At 37.3% G+C, this 18781-nt stretch carries 20 protein-coding genes; 6 read left to right on the top strand and 14 right to left on the bottom strand.

Annotated features, from left to right (window positions below; genetic code table 11):
• The first annotated feature begins 282 nt into the window (after window positions 1-282).
• Window positions 283-474 carry a helix-turn-helix transcriptional regulator gene (locus AC1RFD_RS01050; protein ID WP_279496431.1) on the top strand — a complete coding sequence of 64 codons (192 nt, stop codon included), beginning with the start codon at window positions 283-285 and terminating at the stop codon, window positions 472-474.
• Window positions 467-1042, top strand: a complete 576-nt coding sequence (gene def / locus AC1RFD_RS01045) for a peptide deformylase (RefSeq protein ID WP_279494307.1) — start codon at window positions 467-469, stop codon at window positions 1040-1042. Before AC1RFD_RS01050 ends, def begins: the two co-directional genes overlap by 8 nt.
• Before the next feature lie 28 nt (window positions 1043-1070).
• Here def and AC1RFD_RS01040 read toward each other — a convergent pair whose 3' ends face one another.
• Together AC1RFD_RS01040 and yneA are read right to left on the bottom strand one after the other, a co-directional pair.
• A complete protein-coding gene (locus tag AC1RFD_RS01040) occupies window positions 1071-1736 on the bottom strand; it encodes a YneB family resolvase-like protein (protein WP_066036590.1) in 666 nt (221 codons plus the stop codon).
• On the bottom strand, window positions 1733-2047 hold the full coding sequence (gene yneA, locus AC1RFD_RS01035) for a cell division suppressor protein YneA (protein WP_048391327.1): 315 nt from the start codon (window positions 2045-2047) through the stop codon (window positions 1733-1735). Before yneA ends, AC1RFD_RS01040 begins: the two co-directional genes overlap by 4 nt.
• A 166-nt stretch (window positions 2048-2213) precedes the next feature.
• Here yneA and lexA point away from each other — a divergent pair, with 166 nt between their 5' ends.
• Window positions 2214-2831, top strand: coding sequence for a transcriptional repressor LexA (gene lexA / locus AC1RFD_RS01030; protein ID WP_004232118.1), 618 nt, complete (start codon window positions 2214-2216; stop codon window positions 2829-2831).
• 107 nt (window positions 2832-2938) lie between these two features.
• Here lexA and AC1RFD_RS01025 read toward each other — a convergent pair whose 3' ends face one another.
• From AC1RFD_RS01025 to AC1RFD_RS00975, 11 genes are all read right to left on the bottom strand, one after another.
• On the bottom strand, window positions 2939-3661 hold the full coding sequence (locus AC1RFD_RS01025; RefSeq protein ID WP_431810357.1) for a gamma-glutamyl-gamma-aminobutyrate hydrolase family protein: 723 nt from the start codon (window positions 3659-3661) through the stop codon (window positions 2939-2941).
• A 33-nt stretch (window positions 3662-3694) separates the two neighbouring features.
• On the bottom strand, window positions 3695-4447 hold the full coding sequence (locus AC1RFD_RS01020) for a prepilin peptidase (protein ID WP_115673521.1): 753 nt from the start codon (window positions 4445-4447) through the stop codon (window positions 3695-3697).
• Between the two features lie 64 nt (window positions 4448-4511).
• A complete protein-coding gene (locus AC1RFD_RS01015) occupies window positions 4512-5204 on the bottom strand; it encodes a hypothetical protein (protein ID WP_054550589.1) in 693 nt (230 codons plus the stop codon).
• The gene (locus tag AC1RFD_RS01010) at window positions 5201-5794 is read right to left on the bottom strand and encodes a PilN domain-containing protein (protein WP_066036586.1); all 594 of its coding nucleotides are present in this window, start codon (window positions 5792-5794) and stop codon (window positions 5201-5203) included. The genes AC1RFD_RS01015 and AC1RFD_RS01010 overlap by 4 nt, the downstream gene beginning before the upstream one ends.
• Window positions 5794-6768: a type IV pilus biogenesis protein PilM gene (gene pilM, locus AC1RFD_RS01005; RefSeq protein ID WP_066036585.1), complete on the bottom strand. Its 975-nt coding sequence runs from the start codon at window positions 6766-6768 to the stop codon at window positions 5794-5796. The genes AC1RFD_RS01010 and pilM overlap by 1 nt, the downstream gene beginning before the upstream one ends.
• Before the next feature lie 115 nt (window positions 6769-6883).
• Window positions 6884-7333, bottom strand: a complete 450-nt coding sequence (locus AC1RFD_RS01000) for a prepilin-type N-terminal cleavage/methylation domain-containing protein (RefSeq protein WP_492474424.1) — start codon at window positions 7331-7333, stop codon at window positions 6884-6886.
• A 56-nt stretch (window positions 7334-7389) separates the two neighbouring features.
• Window positions 7390-7866, bottom strand: coding sequence for a prepilin-type N-terminal cleavage/methylation domain-containing protein (locus tag AC1RFD_RS00995; protein WP_492474423.1), 477 nt, complete (start codon window positions 7864-7866; stop codon window positions 7390-7392).
• A gap of 125 nt (window positions 7867-7991) precedes the next feature.
• On the bottom strand, window positions 7992-9197 hold the full coding sequence (locus AC1RFD_RS00990) for a type II secretion system F family protein (RefSeq protein ID WP_492474422.1): 1206 nt from the start codon (window positions 9195-9197) through the stop codon (window positions 7992-7994).
• Window positions 9194-10240: a type IV pilus twitching motility protein PilT gene (locus AC1RFD_RS00985; protein WP_492474421.1), complete on the bottom strand. Its 1047-nt coding sequence runs from the start codon at window positions 10238-10240 to the stop codon at window positions 9194-9196. Before AC1RFD_RS00985 ends, AC1RFD_RS00990 begins: the two co-directional genes overlap by 4 nt.
• An 11-nt stretch (window positions 10241-10251) precedes the next feature.
• Window positions 10252-11922 carry a GspE/PulE family protein gene (locus tag AC1RFD_RS00980; RefSeq protein ID WP_369823970.1) on the bottom strand — a complete coding sequence of 557 codons (1671 nt, stop codon included), beginning with the start codon at window positions 11920-11922 and terminating at the stop codon, window positions 10252-10254.
• 17 nt (window positions 11923-11939) lie between these two features.
• Window positions 11940-13271, bottom strand: coding sequence for a G5 domain-containing protein (locus AC1RFD_RS00975; protein WP_492474420.1), 1332 nt, complete (start codon window positions 13269-13271; stop codon window positions 11940-11942).
• 581 nt (window positions 13272-13852) lie between these two features.
• Here AC1RFD_RS00975 and AC1RFD_RS00970 point away from each other — a divergent pair.
• The 3 genes from AC1RFD_RS00970 to AC1RFD_RS00960 are packed head-to-tail and all read left to right on the top strand — an operon-like array spanning window position 13853 to window position 16405.
• Window positions 13853-14317, top strand: coding sequence for a type IV pilus modification PilV family protein (locus tag AC1RFD_RS00970; RefSeq protein WP_492474419.1), 465 nt, complete (start codon window positions 13853-13855; stop codon window positions 14315-14317).
• A gap of 1 nt (window position 14318) precedes the next feature.
• Window positions 14319-14768, top strand: a complete 450-nt coding sequence (locus tag AC1RFD_RS00965) for a PulJ/GspJ family protein (RefSeq protein ID WP_492474418.1) — start codon at window positions 14319-14321, stop codon at window positions 14766-14768.
• Window positions 14768-16405 carry a DUF7305 domain-containing protein gene (locus AC1RFD_RS00960; RefSeq protein ID WP_103117624.1) on the top strand — a complete coding sequence of 546 codons (1638 nt, stop codon included), beginning with the start codon at window positions 14768-14770 and terminating at the stop codon, window positions 16403-16405. The genes AC1RFD_RS00965 and AC1RFD_RS00960 overlap by 1 nt, the downstream gene beginning before the upstream one ends.
• Before the next feature lie 209 nt (window positions 16406-16614).
• Here the strand turns inward: AC1RFD_RS00960 and AC1RFD_RS00955 are convergent, their stop codons facing one another.
• The gene (locus AC1RFD_RS00955) at window positions 16615-18702 is read right to left on the bottom strand and encodes a DUF2339 domain-containing protein (protein WP_492474417.1); all 2088 of its coding nucleotides are present in this window, start codon (window positions 18700-18702) and stop codon (window positions 16615-16617) included.
• Between the last annotated feature and the right edge of the window lie 79 nt (window positions 18703-18781).

Raw genomic sequence — 18781 nt, 5'->3', positions numbered from 1 at the left:
TAATCGGGCATTTCATGTTGTTGAAAAAAGATGATGTCATTAGTAGAATGAGAACTTTTAACAAGGCTGTGGGGTGATTTCCGTTCCGTCAGCGTCCTTTCTAGGGTCTCATCTGTGACGCTAAATCCCCTAGGAGTGACGCTGGCTCCACTCCAATCAACCCTTCTGCAAAAGTGTCTTTACTTTTTTCATACTAGCATAGGAATCAAATAGTCTAATATCTGTTTTCTTAGGGAAATGGATATAAATGTCTAATACTTTGGACAAAATGGAGGGATAATTCTGAAGAACATCATCAAAATTTTAAGAAGAAAATTAGGCATAACACAAGCGGCACTTGCAAAAGAATGTGGAGTTGTGAGACAGACGATTAATAATATTGAAAATGATAAATATGATCCGACCCTTGAATTAGCTTTTAAGATTGCTAAGGTTCTTAATAGCCGTATTGATGAGGTGTTTATCTATGACTAAATTTCACCCAGATTATATGATTACAATGAAGGATTTTGTGAAAGAACACTCGGCGATTTTAAGAAAACAAACTCAAGAAGTGTCGATACCAGTGACCAATGAAGACCGAAATACCCTCCTAGCCATGCTGCAATATCTGAAAAATAGCCAAAATCAAACGCTAGCAAAAAAATATAAGCTTCGGCCTGGAAGTGGACTTTCTGCTAATCAAATTGGCGTAGATAAACGAATGTTTGCTGTACTCTTTGATGACCAAGAAATGATGCTGATTAACCCTAAAATAATAAGTCATTCCCTTAATATGATTTATCTACCGGAAGGAGAAGGCTGTCTATCTGTAAATCGACCTGTCCCTGGTTTTGTACCGAGATATGAGAGAATTAAAGTCAAAGCTTACGACATCGATGGACTTGAAATCATTGTACAGTTACAGGGCTACGGGGCCATCGTTGTACAGCATGAAATCGATCATTTGAATGGCATCATGTTTTATGACCGAATAAATAAAGAGCACCCTTTCCAACTGCCAAATCATGTTATCATCGAAAGCTTTTCTTCCCTTCAGTAGTTTTTTACAAAAAAAATTAGCAGGAATATTATTTTCCTGCTAATCTTTCTTGGTGCTCTTGGAAACGACGATGTACTGTCGCCTTACTTACCTCAAAGCCTAACCCTCTAAGCGTTATAGAAATTTCTTCAAAGGTAAATCCACGTTTGCGTAGCTTCACAATTTCGTCTACAGGTAGATCTTTTCGCTCCTGCCCCTGCGGATTACCTCGATTCGATAAATTATTTTCTGGACGATAACCGTTTTCTACAGCACGTCGCATACCTCGTCGAATTTTAGCATTATGGATTCTACGTTGATATTCCTCTACAATCGCTAAAATCTCAAGCAGCATCGTATCCATTTCATTTAATTGGACTGGGCCTGCATCACGCATAGAAAAAACATCAGTTGCTGACTTTTGTAATAAATGTAATACAGCCATCCTTGCATTGCCTCGTCCTAAACGAGTTTCATCTTGGACAAAAAGAGCATTAATGTTCTTATCTTTTATAAAATCAAGCATTTCTAGCAAGCCTTCACGTTCTACATCATAACCACTATGTTGATCTTTAAACACGCCCTTCACCGCATAGCCTTGCTCTTTAGCATAGCGCAGCAACTCTTCCTGCTGGCGCTCTAATGAGGAGCTTTGTGTTTCTTTTTCAGTACTTACGCGACAATAGACAACAGCCGATAGTTGATTATTTATCATTGTTCATTTCTCGCAATTTCGATAGTATTGATGGGACTGGCTTGATCACTCACTACAGGAATAACTAGAGATTTTCCCGCTACAATTTTAATATCTGCTAGTTCATTTTCAGTTTTTACAAGCTTTATCCAATCATCAGTACTCATTTTACCACGATATTGCTCGGCTAACGACCACAAGCTATCCCCATGTTCGATTTGAATTTCTGCGTAACTAACTTTTCCTGGATCAGTAATGTAAAGGTATGCTGCAAATAATAAACAAGCTCCTATTAAAATTGAGATATGTGTGTTTTTCTTAAACCATGTCATAATCATTACCCCTTTTTAAGAATGTTTGTTCGGAATGTATGTTCCCATAATAAAGCGAACAAACGTTTTTGTCAAACACTTTTCGAACCTATGTTTGCATACATGTTCGCATTCTGTTATACTATCAAATAAGAAGAATGATTTTAGAAAAAAGAGGTGAGCACTCATGAAAAAAGTTTCGAAAAGACAAGAGGACATTTTAGCTTTCATTAAGGAAGAGGTACGAGCTAAAGGATATCCGCCATCAGTACGTGAAATTGGTGAAGCAGTTGGACTTGCTTCCAGTTCAACTGTTCATGGACATTTAGCTCGATTAGAACAAAAAGGCTTTATTCGTCGAGATCCAACAAAGCCACGCGCAATTGAAATTTTAGAGCCTGAAGAATCCATTCAAAAACAACAGGTGATCCATGTCCCACTTGTCGGGAAAGTTACAGCTGGTTCTCCAATTACAGCAATTGAAAATATTGAAGAATACTTCCCATTACCCGATACGTATGGCACAAGTGAAGATCAATTGTTCATGCTAGAAATCATGGGGGAATCAATGATTGAAGCTGGGATTTTAGATGGAGATTTAGTCATTGTAAAACAAAAGGCAACAGCTAATAATGGGGATATTGTTGTAGCTATGACAGCTGAGGATGAAGCAACTGTAAAACGTTTCTTTAAAGAGAAAAACCATTTCCGTTTACAGCCTGAAAATTCTTCTATGGAACCAATTATTGTCGATCAAGTTTCTATTTTAGGACAAGTTGTAGGTCTTTATAGACGTGTACATTAACGATTAAAGCAGATTTTGAGGATTATGTTCCTTCTAAGAGCATGTATCCTCTTTTTTACGCAAAAAAAGAATCCACATACGATTGGATTCTTTGTACAATGCCTCTTCTAAGCTTCCTTCTTAAATTTTATGCTCGCTTCAATAAAGGCTGAAAATAGCTTTTGAGCACTCTCATCTCCTGCTATGGCTAGTTCCTCAGGATGCCACTGAACAGCTAAGCAAAATGGCATCTCCTCATGAACTACCGCTTCGATAATACCGTCGTTAGATTTTGCCGCTACTTTTAATTTTTCTGCTAAAACATTCACCGCTTGATGATGAAATGAATTCACTGCTATTTTCTCTTGTTCAACGATAGTAGCTAATAGATTGTCAGCAATAACCTGTACAGAATGGGTAGCTACAGCTCGACCTGATTGCTGCATATGTTGGAGTAACTTGGTACTAAAGTGATCACTATCAATATCCTGATATAAGGTACCACCTAATGCAACATTTAGTATTTGAATTCCTCGACAGATCCCGAAAATAGGCATCTTACGTTGGAATGCGGCTTCAATCAATGCTAACTCAATCGTATCTCGCGCTGGATGAATTTTTCCAAGCTTTAATGAAGGCTCAGCCCCGAATAGAAATGGATGCACATCATGACCACCAGATAATAATAAACCGTCTGTAAGGGCTAAAATCTGGGCTGCCTCTTCTTCTACTCCAATTGGAATAATCAGTGGAATTCCACCTGCTTCAATGATACTTTTGCTGTAAGCAACATTTAATCGAGAGGATAAATCATCCTCTACAAAGGCTGTAATACCAATAATCGGTTTCACTTGCTTCCCTCCACATTCTTGAAAATTGCACAATTACCAAAAGCCTAGATACCAATGAATTAATACATCGCCATAGAAATAAACAATAACTGCGGCCAATGCAATAGATGGCCCAAACGGAATGGGTGTTTTTCTCCCCTGTTTGTTTTTCGATAACATGGTAATCCCGACAATCATACCAATAACTGCAGCTAAAAATAGCGTTAACAGTGTATCAATCGTACCCAGAACGAGACCAATTAAAAAGAATAATTTAATATCGCCTCCACCCATGCCACCGTTTGATAGCACAGCAATGATATATAATATGCCAAAACCAACCACAGCACCCACAAGAGAGTCCCACCACGGTGTTAATGGTGACAGCACTCGTCCAATAGCTAGCAAAGGTAAAAAGAATACTAACACCTTATCTGGAATTAGCATATAGGCTAAATCTGATACAACGATAATAATTAATAAAGAGATAAAAAAGAGTGCTACTATCAATTCTATGCCCCAGCCTAGCTGCCAATAAGCAAAGGCAAATAATACACCTGTCATTAATTCTATGACTGGGTAAACCCAAGAAATTTTATTGCCACAACCCCGACATTTTCCTCCTAACAATACATAAGACAAAACTGGTACTAAATCAAGCGCCGTCAGTCGTCTCTGACATTTTGGACAATGTGAAGGAGGATGTACAATCGACTCCTTCTGTGGTACACGTAAGCCAACTACATTATAAAAAGAGCCAAAGACAAGTCCAAATAAAAAAATAAAGATCGTATAAGCCATTTCCAATTTTATGTCCTCCTAAACCAATAGGCGCCCATACAAATGAAGTATGGTGCGCCTATCAATAAAGTTATTGTTGTTCTTCGTAATAGAACGTCGTCACTTGCACTGTTGCCTTTAACGTAAGATCTGCATCTTTCTCAAGCTGTGCCTGCTCTCCAGGCAATTTAAATTCAATCTTATCGGTTTTCATGATACGCTCTAATTGTTCAACCTCCTGTAAAAAGCTTTCAAGAGAATTAAAATCAAGCGCACCCACCTCTAATATAAAAGTAACAAGCTTTAAATTAGTTGGTAAAGAGTCCTTCGAAAGAGATGCAATCGGTGTAGTAGTCTCCTTGTTCTCCTGATCACCATTGACCTCTGCTTCAGCCTGCTCCAACATATTAAGATCATTCGATTCATCTGAAGGTGTCACAGTGCCGTCCTCACCTTGAACAGTTAAAGACAGTACACGAGTTCCTGTCACCTCTTCAATCTCAGCTAAATCAAGAATAATCTTTTCAACGGCTCTTGTTACAGGTAGCTTTTGTCTTAAGGCTAATATATTGATAGTAGGCTGTCCCTGCTCTTTGTCTAATTGTGCTAGTTGTTCTTTGACACTAGCTAATTCTTGCTGCACCTGCAATACATTACTCTCTTTTTCATTCACTTCATCCAATTTTGGTGAAAGCAAATAATAATACAGCGCAAATAAAATAGCAGCTATCAGCGCCAGTAACAAGATCATAGACGAATTTTTACTACTCGTTAATTTATTCATGAGCGTCGTCCTCCAGCTAAATACATAAAATCGATTGTCGCTGTAATGGACACTGAATATCGCGGTACTTCTTTAAATTTTTGTTGGGGTGTTAACACCCTTTGTTCACCTAGCTCTATTTCAAAGTTTGAGACAGTGTTAATTTGAGCATCTGTAAAATAGCTACTCATTAAAAGTCGCTCAACATATTTCGATATATCTGTCATCGTTTCAAAATCCACTTCAATATTCACCGAGTTCTCTCCGAAAACATAGCTACGTAAATAGGATTGAGTTGGTAATAAAGTTTTTGTTTCATCAATTAACGGTGTTACAGGATAAGAAACGCTTTGTATAAAAGTTACTGACTCTTCCAACGAACCCTGATCGACATTTTGTCGTGCGTCTAGCTCTTGCTGCAATTGATCAAGCTGTGTTGTTAATGCCTGTTCCTCTGCAGTCAATCGTGACAATTCACTTTTGGATGTAAAAAATAAAAAAAGTAAATACGCTACAATAAGTCCCACAATGACAATCACCAAGCTATAAAAAAGCTTGGGAGAAGTTGTTCTTTTTTCAAGTTGTGGTAAGAGGTTTATATCTGGAACCATTAACGAACCTCCTTCAAAGCTAAGCCAAGCAACGTTGAAAATTCTCGCTTAAAGCGCGGAAACGATTTCTCAATTTTTTTCCCATCGACAACCCTTAGTGGTGGTTCTAAATTAGAAGCGAGTAAGTTCCCAATTGATTTCAATAGTGGGTTATCGCCAAGCATGATAATTTCATCCACTGTTTTTTCACCTTTATGTAAAGAAAACTTAAAGAAATTCATCATCCGATCAATCTCTAGAACCTGATCCATTACGACCATTTGATAATTCTCTGATTCGCCATTATAAATAAATTGATAGCTAAACTCATTCTCTTTCTTCCCCAGCCATTGCGTCATATCTACTTCAATGGTTTGATAGCGCAAAAACTCCACTTGGCCATTGGAAAAAATACTGATAGAGAGTTCATTAATCGACCATTCTGCAATTAAATATGTTTTATTAGGCATTAATAAGGACATGTGCTCTAATAAGCGTATATTACAAAGCGCACGAATATCGGCAGCTTCGGGTTCTAATGAAACATCTAACAGCATCCCTACCAGTTTCGTAATCTCTTCAGAAGGCGCAGCAAATAAGATAGCCTTGCCATCCTCGGCATCTGCATCATACACATCAATTAAAGGATCTTGAAATGGTAAATGAATAGAATGTCCCAATTCCATTTCAGCATATCCTCTTAATTCCTGAGGCTTTACATCTTTAGGGTGCTCAAAGTTTTTTAATAGAACCGTCGTATCAGGGACAAACATACGAACAGCCTGTTTTTTCCCTGTCCATTTCATTACTTGCTCTTTAATCACCTCAAAAAGAGCTACCTCATCGATTATAGTTCCATTTTCAACGATTCCAGCTGCTAAAGGGTATTCATAGCCCTGCCACTGATTAGGCTCTGGTCCTTTCGCCACAATCGCACGTAGCACATAATCCTTCAGTTCAATCGAAACATGCGACTTTCTTTTTCTCTTAAACATGTGAAAAGACCTCCTTATCCTATTCAGTATAATCGATTTTTTCTATTAGTCATCCATTTCCCAGCCAGAAACGCAAATTTTCTTGCGCTTCTGAGTGGGTTGGGAGGACTGATTATTACTCTTCAGGTTTATTTTCTTCTGTAGGCTTTACTTCAGCTTTTGTTAATAATTTATTTAGTTCTTTTTCCGTTATTTGTGTCCCCTTGATTTGGAACTCACTTGTTTTAAGTTCCCCGAATCTATCATAAGTTATTTTCCAATCCTTACCGTCATATTCAGCTGCTGAATCTTTCAAATCAATTCCGTCTACAAATGGTGCTAATGCTTTTGCATCACATTTACCATCTTTACAAGCCCCATCAATATAAGCAATCTTAGCCCCCGCTAGAATATTTGATGCTTCTGCTAAAATTGCACGGTCCTTCGACTTATTAATAATATTACCAATTGCAGGTACAGCGATTGCTGCAATAATTGCTAGAATAACAATTACAGCTAATAGTTCAACTAATGTTAAACCTTTCTCATTTTTCAATAGTTTTTTATTTTTCCACTTTTTTAACATTTTGAAATCCTCCTTAATAGTTTTATATGAAGTGTGTGTACACGCGCTTCTGAACATTATGGCGAAGCTGCACAATCTCGCCCAATACATTTGCCACCGGTTCCCTTGCTGCCTTTACGAATATCGTCTGCAATATGCTGTAAGGTGGCATTATCAAAATTTATATATTTTCCATTGCTGTAATAAATCGCATGCGCATTGAAGTAGTAGGTGCCCTCGATAAATTGGACATTGGCACTCTGACCTTCTTTATCTGCCTCTAATATTTTGCCAACACTGTCTAAATAACCGCCAGATACTAATTTTTCCACTTCGACGATTTGCCATTGATCAGCGGTTGGATGCTCCATAAAATAAAACTGCGCGGCATGAATAACATTAATGGCATCTGCTTTTAATGCCTTATAACGTGAATTATCAATGACATTACTTATAGCTGGAATTGCAATGGCAGCAACGATAGCTAGAATAACAATGACTGCCAATAACTCGACTAATGTCAAGCCCTTTTCGTTCTTTACCCTAATTTCCATGTCCAGTCTCTCCTTTAATACTTAACCATGAAGATACCTACTTGCCGCTTCCTTTTGTTAGCAAATCTAAGTAGATATTTCCCATTAAGCGGAACAAAAGGGCATCCATATCAATATTGTAAACATTACATATTTTCATATAGTTGGAACATTGGTAAGAATATAGCCGCAACGATGACTCCTACAACTAGAGCCAGTACTACAATCATTAAAGGCTCAATGAGTGACTTCATGGTATCGACAGCACGGTTTACTTCCTCTTCATAAAAATCAGCGATCTTTTCGAGCATGTAATCCAAGGACCCTGTTTTCTCGCCAATTGATGTCATTTGTGTTACAAGCGGTGGAAATAGCCAGCTTTTTTCAAGTGGCTCCGATAATGTGCCACCCTTTTCTAAATTATCGCGCGCTTCAAGTACTACTTTCCCCATTACCGGATTACCACCAACCTTTTCGACTATTGTTAAGGCTTGTAAGATTGGTACGGAGCTGCTAAAGAGTGTTGACAAGGTTCTTGTCATTCTTGCGATAATATCCTTTTGCAAAAGCTGTCCAAAGATTGGCATACGCAGTAAAAATACATTGACGGCATAATGAAACTCTTTATTATTTTTATAGAAATAGTGAAGGCCCACTACTAATATCAATAGCCCTAAAATCACAAGGTACCAAAACTGAATGAGCCAATCACTAATACCCACTACAATGACCGTTATTAACGGCATTTCCAAATTCATTTCTTTAAATGCATCCATAAAGGTTGGCACAATAAACACCATTAAAAACATACCAACCACTAGTGTTAGAAGCGATAAAATCGCTGGATAGGTCATGGCAGATTGAATTTTTTTCTTAATGTTGTATTGCTTCTCTAGTGTGCTTGCAAGACGATCTAATGTATCGTCGACGTTCCCTGTAGCCTCACCAGCACGCATCATATTGACAAATAGCAATGGGAACACTTTTGGGTGTTTGCCTGCTGCATCTGAAAATGCCATACCATTTCGAATATCCTCTTCAACCTGCATCAATGCTCGCTTTAGTGGTTTACTCCGTGTTTGCTCACCCAAAATATGGGTCGCTTCAACCACAGGAACGCCAGCACGAATTAATGTCGCATATTGTCGACAATAAATAACAAATTCCTGGTGCTTTACTTTTGTCCCAAAAGCAATATCTTTATGTAAAATGCTATTTGACTCCTGAAGTTCTCGTGCATTAATTCCTTGTGCTCGAAGCTTTTCCATGGCTACCTTTTTATTCGGTGCCTCGATAATGCCCTTTTTAGGTGCTCCTGTTTTGGTCCGACCACTATAACGAAATATCGTCAACTATAATCACCAGCGTTCATATATGGTCTTGCATCCTCTAGTGAAATCTTACCTGTGGTAATTAGGTGTTGCATGGAATATTCCAATGTGTGCATACCCAATGCTTTACTTGTCTGCATCACACTTGGAATTTGGTGAATTTTTTCGTTACGAATTAAATTTGAAATAGCAGGTGCCTGTACTAAAATTTCTGTCGCAGCAATACGCCCTTTTACATCCTTACGTACAAATAAACGCTGAGAAACAATACCTTGTAGTACATTCGCAAGCTGCACACGAATTTGACTCTGCTGATGCGGTGGAAATACATCGATAATACGGTCGATCGTCGTTGGTGCACTACTTGTATGCAGTGTAGCCATAACTAAATGCCCTGTTTCAGCAGCCGTAATAGCCGTTGAAATGGTTTCATAATCTCGCATCTCCCCAACTAAAATAATATCTGGGTCTTGACGTAATGATGCACGTAAACCATTGGCAAAGCTCATTGTATCGACACCAATCTCACGTTGATTGATGACAGACTTCTTATGTGTATGCAAATATTCAATTGGATCCTCTAACGTAATAATATGTTTAGATCTTGTTTCATTGATGTGATCTATCATTGCTGCCAAGGTAGTTGATTTCCCTGAGCCTGTTGGGCCAGTTACTAATATTAAGCCTTGTGGTTTTTCCGCAAGCTTATATAACACCTGTGGCATATTGAGTGCTTCAATAGAAGGAATTTTAGCCTCAATTAAACGAGCTGCAATCGTCACTTCATTTCGCTGATGGTATGCATTGACACGGAATCGACATTTCCCAGGCAATGAAAAGTTAAAGTCCGTTTCTCCCTTATCCTCAAATTCCTGTTGTTTATGGACAGGAAGAATGACCTTTACCATTGCCTTCAAATCCTCTGTTTCAAGTGGGATTATGCCATAATGCTCTAGTTGCCCATGGATACGATATACTGGTGGAATACCTTTTGTTAAATGAAGATCAGATGCTTTTTCTTCAAATGCACGTGTTAATAATTCAACGATTGAATATGCTGTCATTTTTTTCACCCCTAGTCTGCACTTGCAACACGTAATATTTCTGAAGTGGTTGTTTGGCCTGCTACAACCTTTTGTAATCCATCCACTAATAGGGTATGGTAGCCTTTTTCTTTCATATAATCACGGAGGACGCGATCACCAACACGATTTAAAATCATATCCTTTATTTGGCGATCAACAGGGAGGATTTCATGAATCGCCATACGTCCTCTGTAGCCTGTTTGATTGCAGGCAGGACATCCACGCCCTTTTTTACCATGTGTTACGCCTTCCACTCCATTCTCCTCAAGTATTTCTAGTTCACGAGAAGTGAATATATATGGTTCAGCACAATCACGACAAACTTTTCGTACAAGACGTTGCGCCATGATTCCTACAAGGGAAGAGGATAATAAAAATGGCTCGATCCCCATGTCATGGAGCCGTGAGATAGATTCGATGGCACTGTTAGTATGCAGTGTACTTAATACTAAATGGCCCGTTAGTGAAGCACGGATAGCAATTTGAGCTGTTTCAAGATCACGAATTTCCCCTACCATTACAATGTCGGGGTCCTGTCGTAAAATTGAGCGTAACCCTACCGCAAATGTTAAGCCGACTTCCTCTTTTACTTGAATCTGATTGATACCATCTAACTGATATTCCACTGGGTCCTCAACCGTAATTATGTTGACGCCTTCTTCATTTAAATGAGAAAGGGCCGCATATAACGTAGAGGACTTACCTGAGCCTGTTGGTCCAGTAATCAGCATCATACCGTTTGGATGGGCTATCATTTTCCTGAAAAGTGCTTCATTACTTGCACTAAAGCCTAATTTATCAATATCATTGGCTGAATTAGTTAAATCTAAAATACGCATAACTACCTTTTCACCATAAACTGTTGGTAGTGTAGCTAAACGGATATCGACAGGTCTAAAATTAACATTGGTTTTAATACGTCCATCCTGCGGAATACGATTTTCTGTAATATTTAAATTCCCCATAATTTTAATACGCGCCAATACGACGTTTTGCATGTGCTTTGGCAAGGATCGCTCAGTACGTAGCACACCATCTACCCGATAGCGGACACGAAGCTCTGTTTCTTGCGGATCAAAATGGATATCACTAGCGCGCTGTGCGACACCATTCGCAATAATTTGATTCACTAAACGAACAATAGGTGAATCCTCATTCTCTATTTCCTCTTGTGTTTCCGTACTTGTGGCAGCCAAATCCAACATTGCCGCATCCATTGATTCCTGTAAATCATAGTATTTTGTTATCGTCCGATATAAATCATCTTTTGCCGCAATACTTGTCTCGATTTGACAGCCTGTCGTCATACGAACTTCCTCAATGGCGAAATAATCCATTGGGTCTTCCATTGCAATAAACAATTTATTTTTTTCTTTGCGAATCGGCATAATATTTGTCCGCTTTGCCAGCTCCGCTGGAATTAGCTGTAATAATTCGGGACTAATTGAAAACTGATTCAGGCTGATATGAGGGATACCAAGCTGGAATTCTAAGACTTCAATAAGCTGCTGCTCTGTTAAGAAATTTTCTTTGATAAGGAAATCTCCAAGCTTCTCATTTTTCATCTTAGTAGTTAATGCGTACTCAAGCTGGTCAGCTGTGATAACACCTGATTCCACCAGTAAATCCCCTAAACGTTTACGCCCTGGCTTCATTGCCATAAACATACCTCCAATCGTTAAGGACTTGTTTGTACAAAATTACCACCCTTATCATAGTAGCCATAGACAATTTCTGGTCCATCTTCTTGCTTTGTTTCCTCTGATTTTGAAGGTTTCACATCAGGCAAACCATTACCATCTAAATCCACTTCTAAATCAGGATCTGTTGCACCCGCCCCTACGTTCTGAGTAGGCGTTGTGATAATAACAGGCTCCTGCGAAGAACGCATAACAATTCGATTTTGAGGTGCATAATAATCTCTACTAATGAATTGTTCTTCTGTTGCTCCGTTCTCTACAATGGAACGATATACTTCCACTCTTGAACCCTCTTTACCCTCTTGCTCCACTCTTTCTTGTCCAGCCTTTAACTCCTTCGAATAGCGATAAATAATGCGTGGCTTTACAATTTTATCCTTACTAACACGTACTGTGATGTCCTTGTCTTTCGCGGCTGCAAAAACTTCTATCTTTAATTGATTACCCTCTATAGATGCTTTCAGTTTACCGAGCTGCTCAGACCGATTAATAAATTGTAAGTCTTTTGCTAATGCTGCATTGATATCTGCCTCAATTCCCTGTTGCAAATAGCTTGGATTTATTTCCTGAGAGTGTCTTTCTAAAATTTCGTAATCCGTTTGAAGAATTACACTATATAGCATTGATGCCACAAAATCTAAACCTGCATCATTGACAACCCCAGCCTGTTCACCTAAAAGTGTAAGCAACGAGATGGATTGATTTGGAACTAGATTTACATCATTTAATAACGGAATGATTTTTGCTACTCCTTGACTATTTGCTGGTAGCTCGGCAATCTGAAAGGCAATCCTTTCCCCGGTTTGCATGGAACCTTCATTGATAACGGCTTCGACCTTATGCTCCTTCAAATAGCTGGCTTGTAAGATTAATTTCTGGAGTGTTTTATCTGTATCCCAAACACCTGCTTCTTCTATTTGCTGCGTAATCGCTTCATTGACGGTAACAGGAATGGGAATATGAACTACTTTTTCTTTTTGCCAAAAAGCATACCAAGGCTTTTTTGTCAGTATTTCGTACTGAGCAATAGCTGCTGATGGATCAAAAACAAATTGTTTCGAGTCAATGGTTTTGGCTATACCATCACTAACAATTTCCATTTCGGCTTCTTGCCATTCTGAAATTGCATTTTGTAGCGTAGTTGCTAAATCTACTGTTTTCACATCATGGATCTCAATACCCCCAATGGTTGAAGATTTAGGACCTTCTTTAGCAAAAACTGTGTCATTTAGCACAAATGATGGAACAAAAAATCCCACAATTAGAACAATTACCAAAAACAAGCTAATTATTTTTATGTATGTTTTCATCCACATCATCCTTTATTTAACTTAGTGGTTTTTCTATTTATATACAAATGATACTACAACTATGGTATTCTGGCACTACTAAAATGCAACTTTGTTCCGATTTTGACTAGATATTTCACATGAAAATTCAAAAATAATTCAACAATTAGTCACAAAGAACTATGCATAACCTTAAATTTCTTTCGATACATATTTAGAATTTGTTATAATAGCCTTAATTAACTATTTTAATTCATTATCTTTTTGAACTTACATACATATTAAGAAATTTTTATTTTATAATAAATTGAAGCTAACTATATCTTTAGCATTAAAAATAATTATGATATTTAGGAGGTTTTACACACTCTCTATGAAATTTATGATTATGAACACCAAATGATGAAAGCTTTGTTAGTGGTCGATCTATTGATAAAGCGTTGCTCCGTGAGGTCCACATGATCATAGGAGTGGACAAAGACACTGTAAAATAAATCAATAAAACAAAATAGAGCTAAATATCGACATACAATATATTTTCGGTTACTCAACATAGACCAAACTATTGATAGATCAATAGTAATATAGGGAGGGAATTGATTTTGATAAAATATCTTAAAAATAATCAAGGCATGACTTTGATTGAAGTTGTTGCCGCCCTTTTAATAATAGGCATTGTGTTAATTTCATTTTTTGGCTTGCTCGTTCAATCAAATAAGACAACGCACAAGTCAAATGATATTATGGATGCTACTTATGCCGCTCAAGTAAAGATGGAGGAGATATATAATGCATCTGGTGGAGCTGTTACTTATGAAGATTTAGCAGGTGGCTATGAATTAGATGAAGAGAATGCTAAAACGTCCTCATCTTCTTTACCCACTAACCAAGTGTATAAATATAAACCACACGAAGAAGATCGTTTTACCTACTATTTAATATTAGAAACATTTCCTGCAGATACCGCTTATAAAAATGCGGTTTATGTACATCTAGAAGTTATTGAAAATAGTACAAATAGTAAAGCTACAATGGAAAATGTGTATATACTTGGGGGGGCAAAATAAGATGAAATGGCTCTTAAATAGCAAAGGTCTTACATTATTTGAAGTGCTCACAGTCGTTGTTATTCTTGCCGTCGTATCCATACTGAGTATTAGTATTGTAACATCTGCTACAAAGCAACAACTCGAGCAAAGTACACATAATCGTGATATTAAGGATTTATCTTTTGCCTTAAAAGTAATTACGAAGGATTTTCGAAAAAGTGATAACCTTATAACAGAATCTGATGATACAACAGACCCTCCGACAGAATTACACACATTATTGTTAGGTGAGGAAGTTGTATCAACTTATAGATTAGAAAATAATCAAATTATTCGAAATTCAAATAGCAAGGATGAAGTCATTGCATATAAAATATCATCATTTACGATCAGTGGAGGCGCTATTGAAATTATAAGTGAAGATGGTCAAACAGCAGCAACAGATATTACTCAAAGGAGAGGAAAATAATGAGTAAACAAATTAAAAATCAACGAGGTTCAGCACTTGCCCTTGCATTATTTTTAGTTGTGATTATTTCAATCCTTGGTATTTCTTTACTCAGTGTCTCTTCTAACAGTCTAAAACAAGTAGACTACGAGAGAAAAGATCAGGCTGTCTTTTATATTGCTGAGGCGGGGATGAGTTTAGCGAAATTAGAAGTAAAAAAAGAATTATCAGAAATTCAAAGTAGGTCCTATCAGCAAATTACGAAATGGATTGATAGTGAAAATACAAGAAGAAAAAGCACTCGACCTCAGCTTCCTCGTTTAAAAAAGGCGGAGGCGGAGGCGGAATACAGAAGAATTTTAAATAGTGAATTTAAAGCGTTTAAAAATGCCCCTTCTATACTAGAATCACATGCCATTTCGACAGGAAAAGTGGCATCTATTACATTAGATACTGAATTACCAGCAGATGGGACACCATTGCTTTATCGAATTAATATTGTATCAAAGGGCAGCATTGAAGGCTCCAAAGAACGAGAAGTAACACAAGAAATCGAAATTGAACCTCGTCTTCCGTTTTCGGAGGACGGTGATAGTGGTGATGGCACTGGTGAAAATAATAATGAACAACCACCTGGTAGCTTCCCTGATGGCTATGCTTCAATTGTTTCAGGAAATATCTCCATTACAGAGGGTGGTTCTGTTACTGGAAATGTAAGTTTGCAAAATGGTACTTTTACACTTAAAGGTGGAGCAAAAGTTAATGGAGATATAAGCTTAGAAAATCCAAATAATATAATTGCGGATCACTGGCTTTCATATACTACCGTTCCGAAGTTGAATATCGATCCAAAAAGTTATCTACCCTCAACATTTTTTCCAGATGATAAGTTTTTAGCTGCAAACAATATATCTTATGCATCTAAACAAACAATAGGAGATCAATGGAATCCGTATGATGTTATTGACAATCAAGGAAACTATAACGCTCCCCATACATGGAGAGATCCAAAATATACGTTAAACCTTTCTACAGGATCTTCAAGTATTAAGTTTAGAAATTTCACTGTGGATACAGGTAATGATTTCACAATTGATGTAGGAGATAAAGAGGTTGATATTTATATAGATAATTTAAATATTAAAAACGGGAAAATTTTTATTAAAGGGAACGGGAAGCTAAATATATATGCAAAAAATATAAGTAATTTCATTGGCCCCTTCAACCAAAATGGGAATCCATCTCAATTAAATATTTATCATCAAGGATCATCTACAATAAATCTTAATGCTAACTCAAAAATAGCTGGATCTATTATAAATAAAAGCTCAAACATGGTTTTAACATCAGGAGCAGCTATCTACGGAAATATTATTTCAGGAGGTAGAAGCATAGAAATTAGTGGAGGCATGCAAACTAATGGGCAATATATAATTGCACCGAATGCTACTATTAATTTAAGAGGAGGGGGAAATATTACAGGTATTGTAGTTGCAAATAATATATCCTCAAGCGGAGGTACTAGTATCACTTATGGAGGACCTGCTACCCCTCTACCTCCAGGTGTTGTACCTGAAACAGAAACATCAGATTACCCTACTCCAAATGTAAAAGATAATCTTTTCTGGACTGAGGAAACAAGTATGATTGAAAATTAATGCGACAAAACAGCCATGAGAATTTTTTGTATGGCTGTTTTTCGTCTTACTTAATTTCATAAGCAAAACTTTTTTTGTTAGTGATTGCTTATATGATAATCGTTAATTGTTCTGAGATGAGGAACTTATAGCAAAAATGTCAAAGCGCTGTTTAAACTACGCTTTGACATTTTTATTGTTACAATTTACTGATCCTATACACACTAACTTCATTCATTTTTCCTCAACAACCTACCCGACAATAGCATTCCAATACCACCAATGGTAATAAATAGAACAGCTCTAATTAATAAATCAAGGGCAGATAAGTCAAAGAAAATTAGCTTAATAAATGCGATAACTAAAATAATAAAGCCTGTTGTGCGCAATGTTTTTAAATGATGTGTGGAACTAATCCATAGTGATACACTAGCAGTTAAGAATAATGTAATAGTTGTAAGAGCGATACTTAGCTTCCAATCAAGTGCGTTGTTAAATGTAAACTGATGGATCAGTCCCCATATCGAAATCATCGTGAGCACAATCCCCGTACTTACAATGGCGTCCACATATTTCCCCAGACGGTCCTCGTACAATCGATAAATAATTCCTTTTACAAGCACATCAGCGACAATCGCTACAATCACTGCTAAATAAATTAATCTAGTGATAGTGTTTAAGCTTTCCAACATTGACACTCTAGTGCTGATCATCAAGGAGACTAGTAGGAAAAATGCACCAAGTACTGGCGTTAATGCACGTCCTTTGTAAGTTTCCTCTACAAATAAAGAACCAGTAAATAAGACAGCTAGTACGATACACACCATATATGGAATGCCATTTGTGGCTGTAAAGTATACGGCATCTAGCTTGCTAATATAGGCTAAGAAATAGCCAGCTGTGACCACTGCTAAAATATCGATTACATACAAATCCTTCATGACCTTTTCAAAAGGTGAGAGTGTCTCTTTTGGACGTCTTGCATATAAATAAATAATGATGAAATAGATGATTGGCATAAATAAGCTTAAATGATCGATGCTGAAAAATGGACTTGGTTCATGGAAAACAAAGTTTAGTGTAAATGTCATCACAAGGGAAAGTGAAGTAACGACCTTCATTATACTTGCACGTATTCGTAAGCTCATCATCACGCCTGCAAATGCAATCAAAGGATACAATAAATCATCCACTTTATTCGGAATATTCAATAGAAGTATCATATTACAGAAGGTGATAAACACAAGTGTCACAGCACTATCCAGTACCTCCTGCCATTTTTGACGATAGCTATAAAACGCTACAGCGCCAAATAAAGCCATAAAAATGAGGAGTAGCATTTCTCCATTTTCAAGAGAACGAATGATTAAATTCAGCAGTAATAAACTAAATGAGCCTAAAGAAAATTGGAGTCCAATGTGAAGTGGCTTCCATTTGGATTGTGCGTTATACAGTAAACACCATATTGCATAAAAGATTGCTAGAATTACAAGTAAGCCAAGTGCAAAAACTACTTGTTGATCACTATTCATAAATGCTACAACACTCACTGCTAGCACTGAAAAGAATGTGGCGATATAAAGGGCTAGTTTTTGCTTGTGCTGGTAAATAACTAATTGCAATGCAGCAAACAATACGACCACAAATAATAAAATAATGACAGCACTAAAATCCATATATTCTAGTAAGTAAGGTAGTAATAATGATGTAAAGGCAACAAAAACAGTTAGTGCTTCATTTTTCTTCAAATAGCTAATAGCAATACCATAGCCAATATAAAGAAGCGTAATGCCTAGTGCTGGAATAAGACCAATGATTTCATATAATATGGCACTTGCTGCGGTTGTTAAAATACCGACAATAAATGCCCCACCATATAAAGAAATCGTTATAGCCGATGAGCCTACTTTCCTACACTCTAGTACATAGGCAATAACCGCCAATCCCAACGATAGTACATAGGCAAGGATGATTTTCACGCCATCCGATAAATAGCCATAGTCACTGACAAGTTTTAGACCCCAAAGTACGCCCATTACTAAAATAACCATGAATACTTTTGGAAGTGCCCACATAACACGTTCCTCCATCGATGGCTGTGGTTGCACTTCTTTTTCCGCTACTTTAGTCGGGATAGGCTTCGACTCCAGTACTGGTTTTGGTTTAATTGGTTCTGATTGCTTGATCATCGACTGTCTGGCATCAAGAGTATTATTTTTTTCAGTGCTTTGCGAACCTTTTAATATTGACAACTCCTGACGTAAATCTGCCATTTCCTCCTCGAGCTTCGCAATTCTGCGCTCCAATTCAAGGGACATTCAATCATCCTCCCCACTTTATCAATTTTCTAACATTATAACATATTTATCCTTATTGTAAAATTACACTTTTTGTTCA

The sequence above is a fragment of the Lysinibacillus sp. GW823-FHT02G10 genome (genome assembly GCF_058797135.1).
Note: the sequence above shows the minus strand (reverse complement) of the source record. Positions and strands in the feature narration are given on the sequence as shown.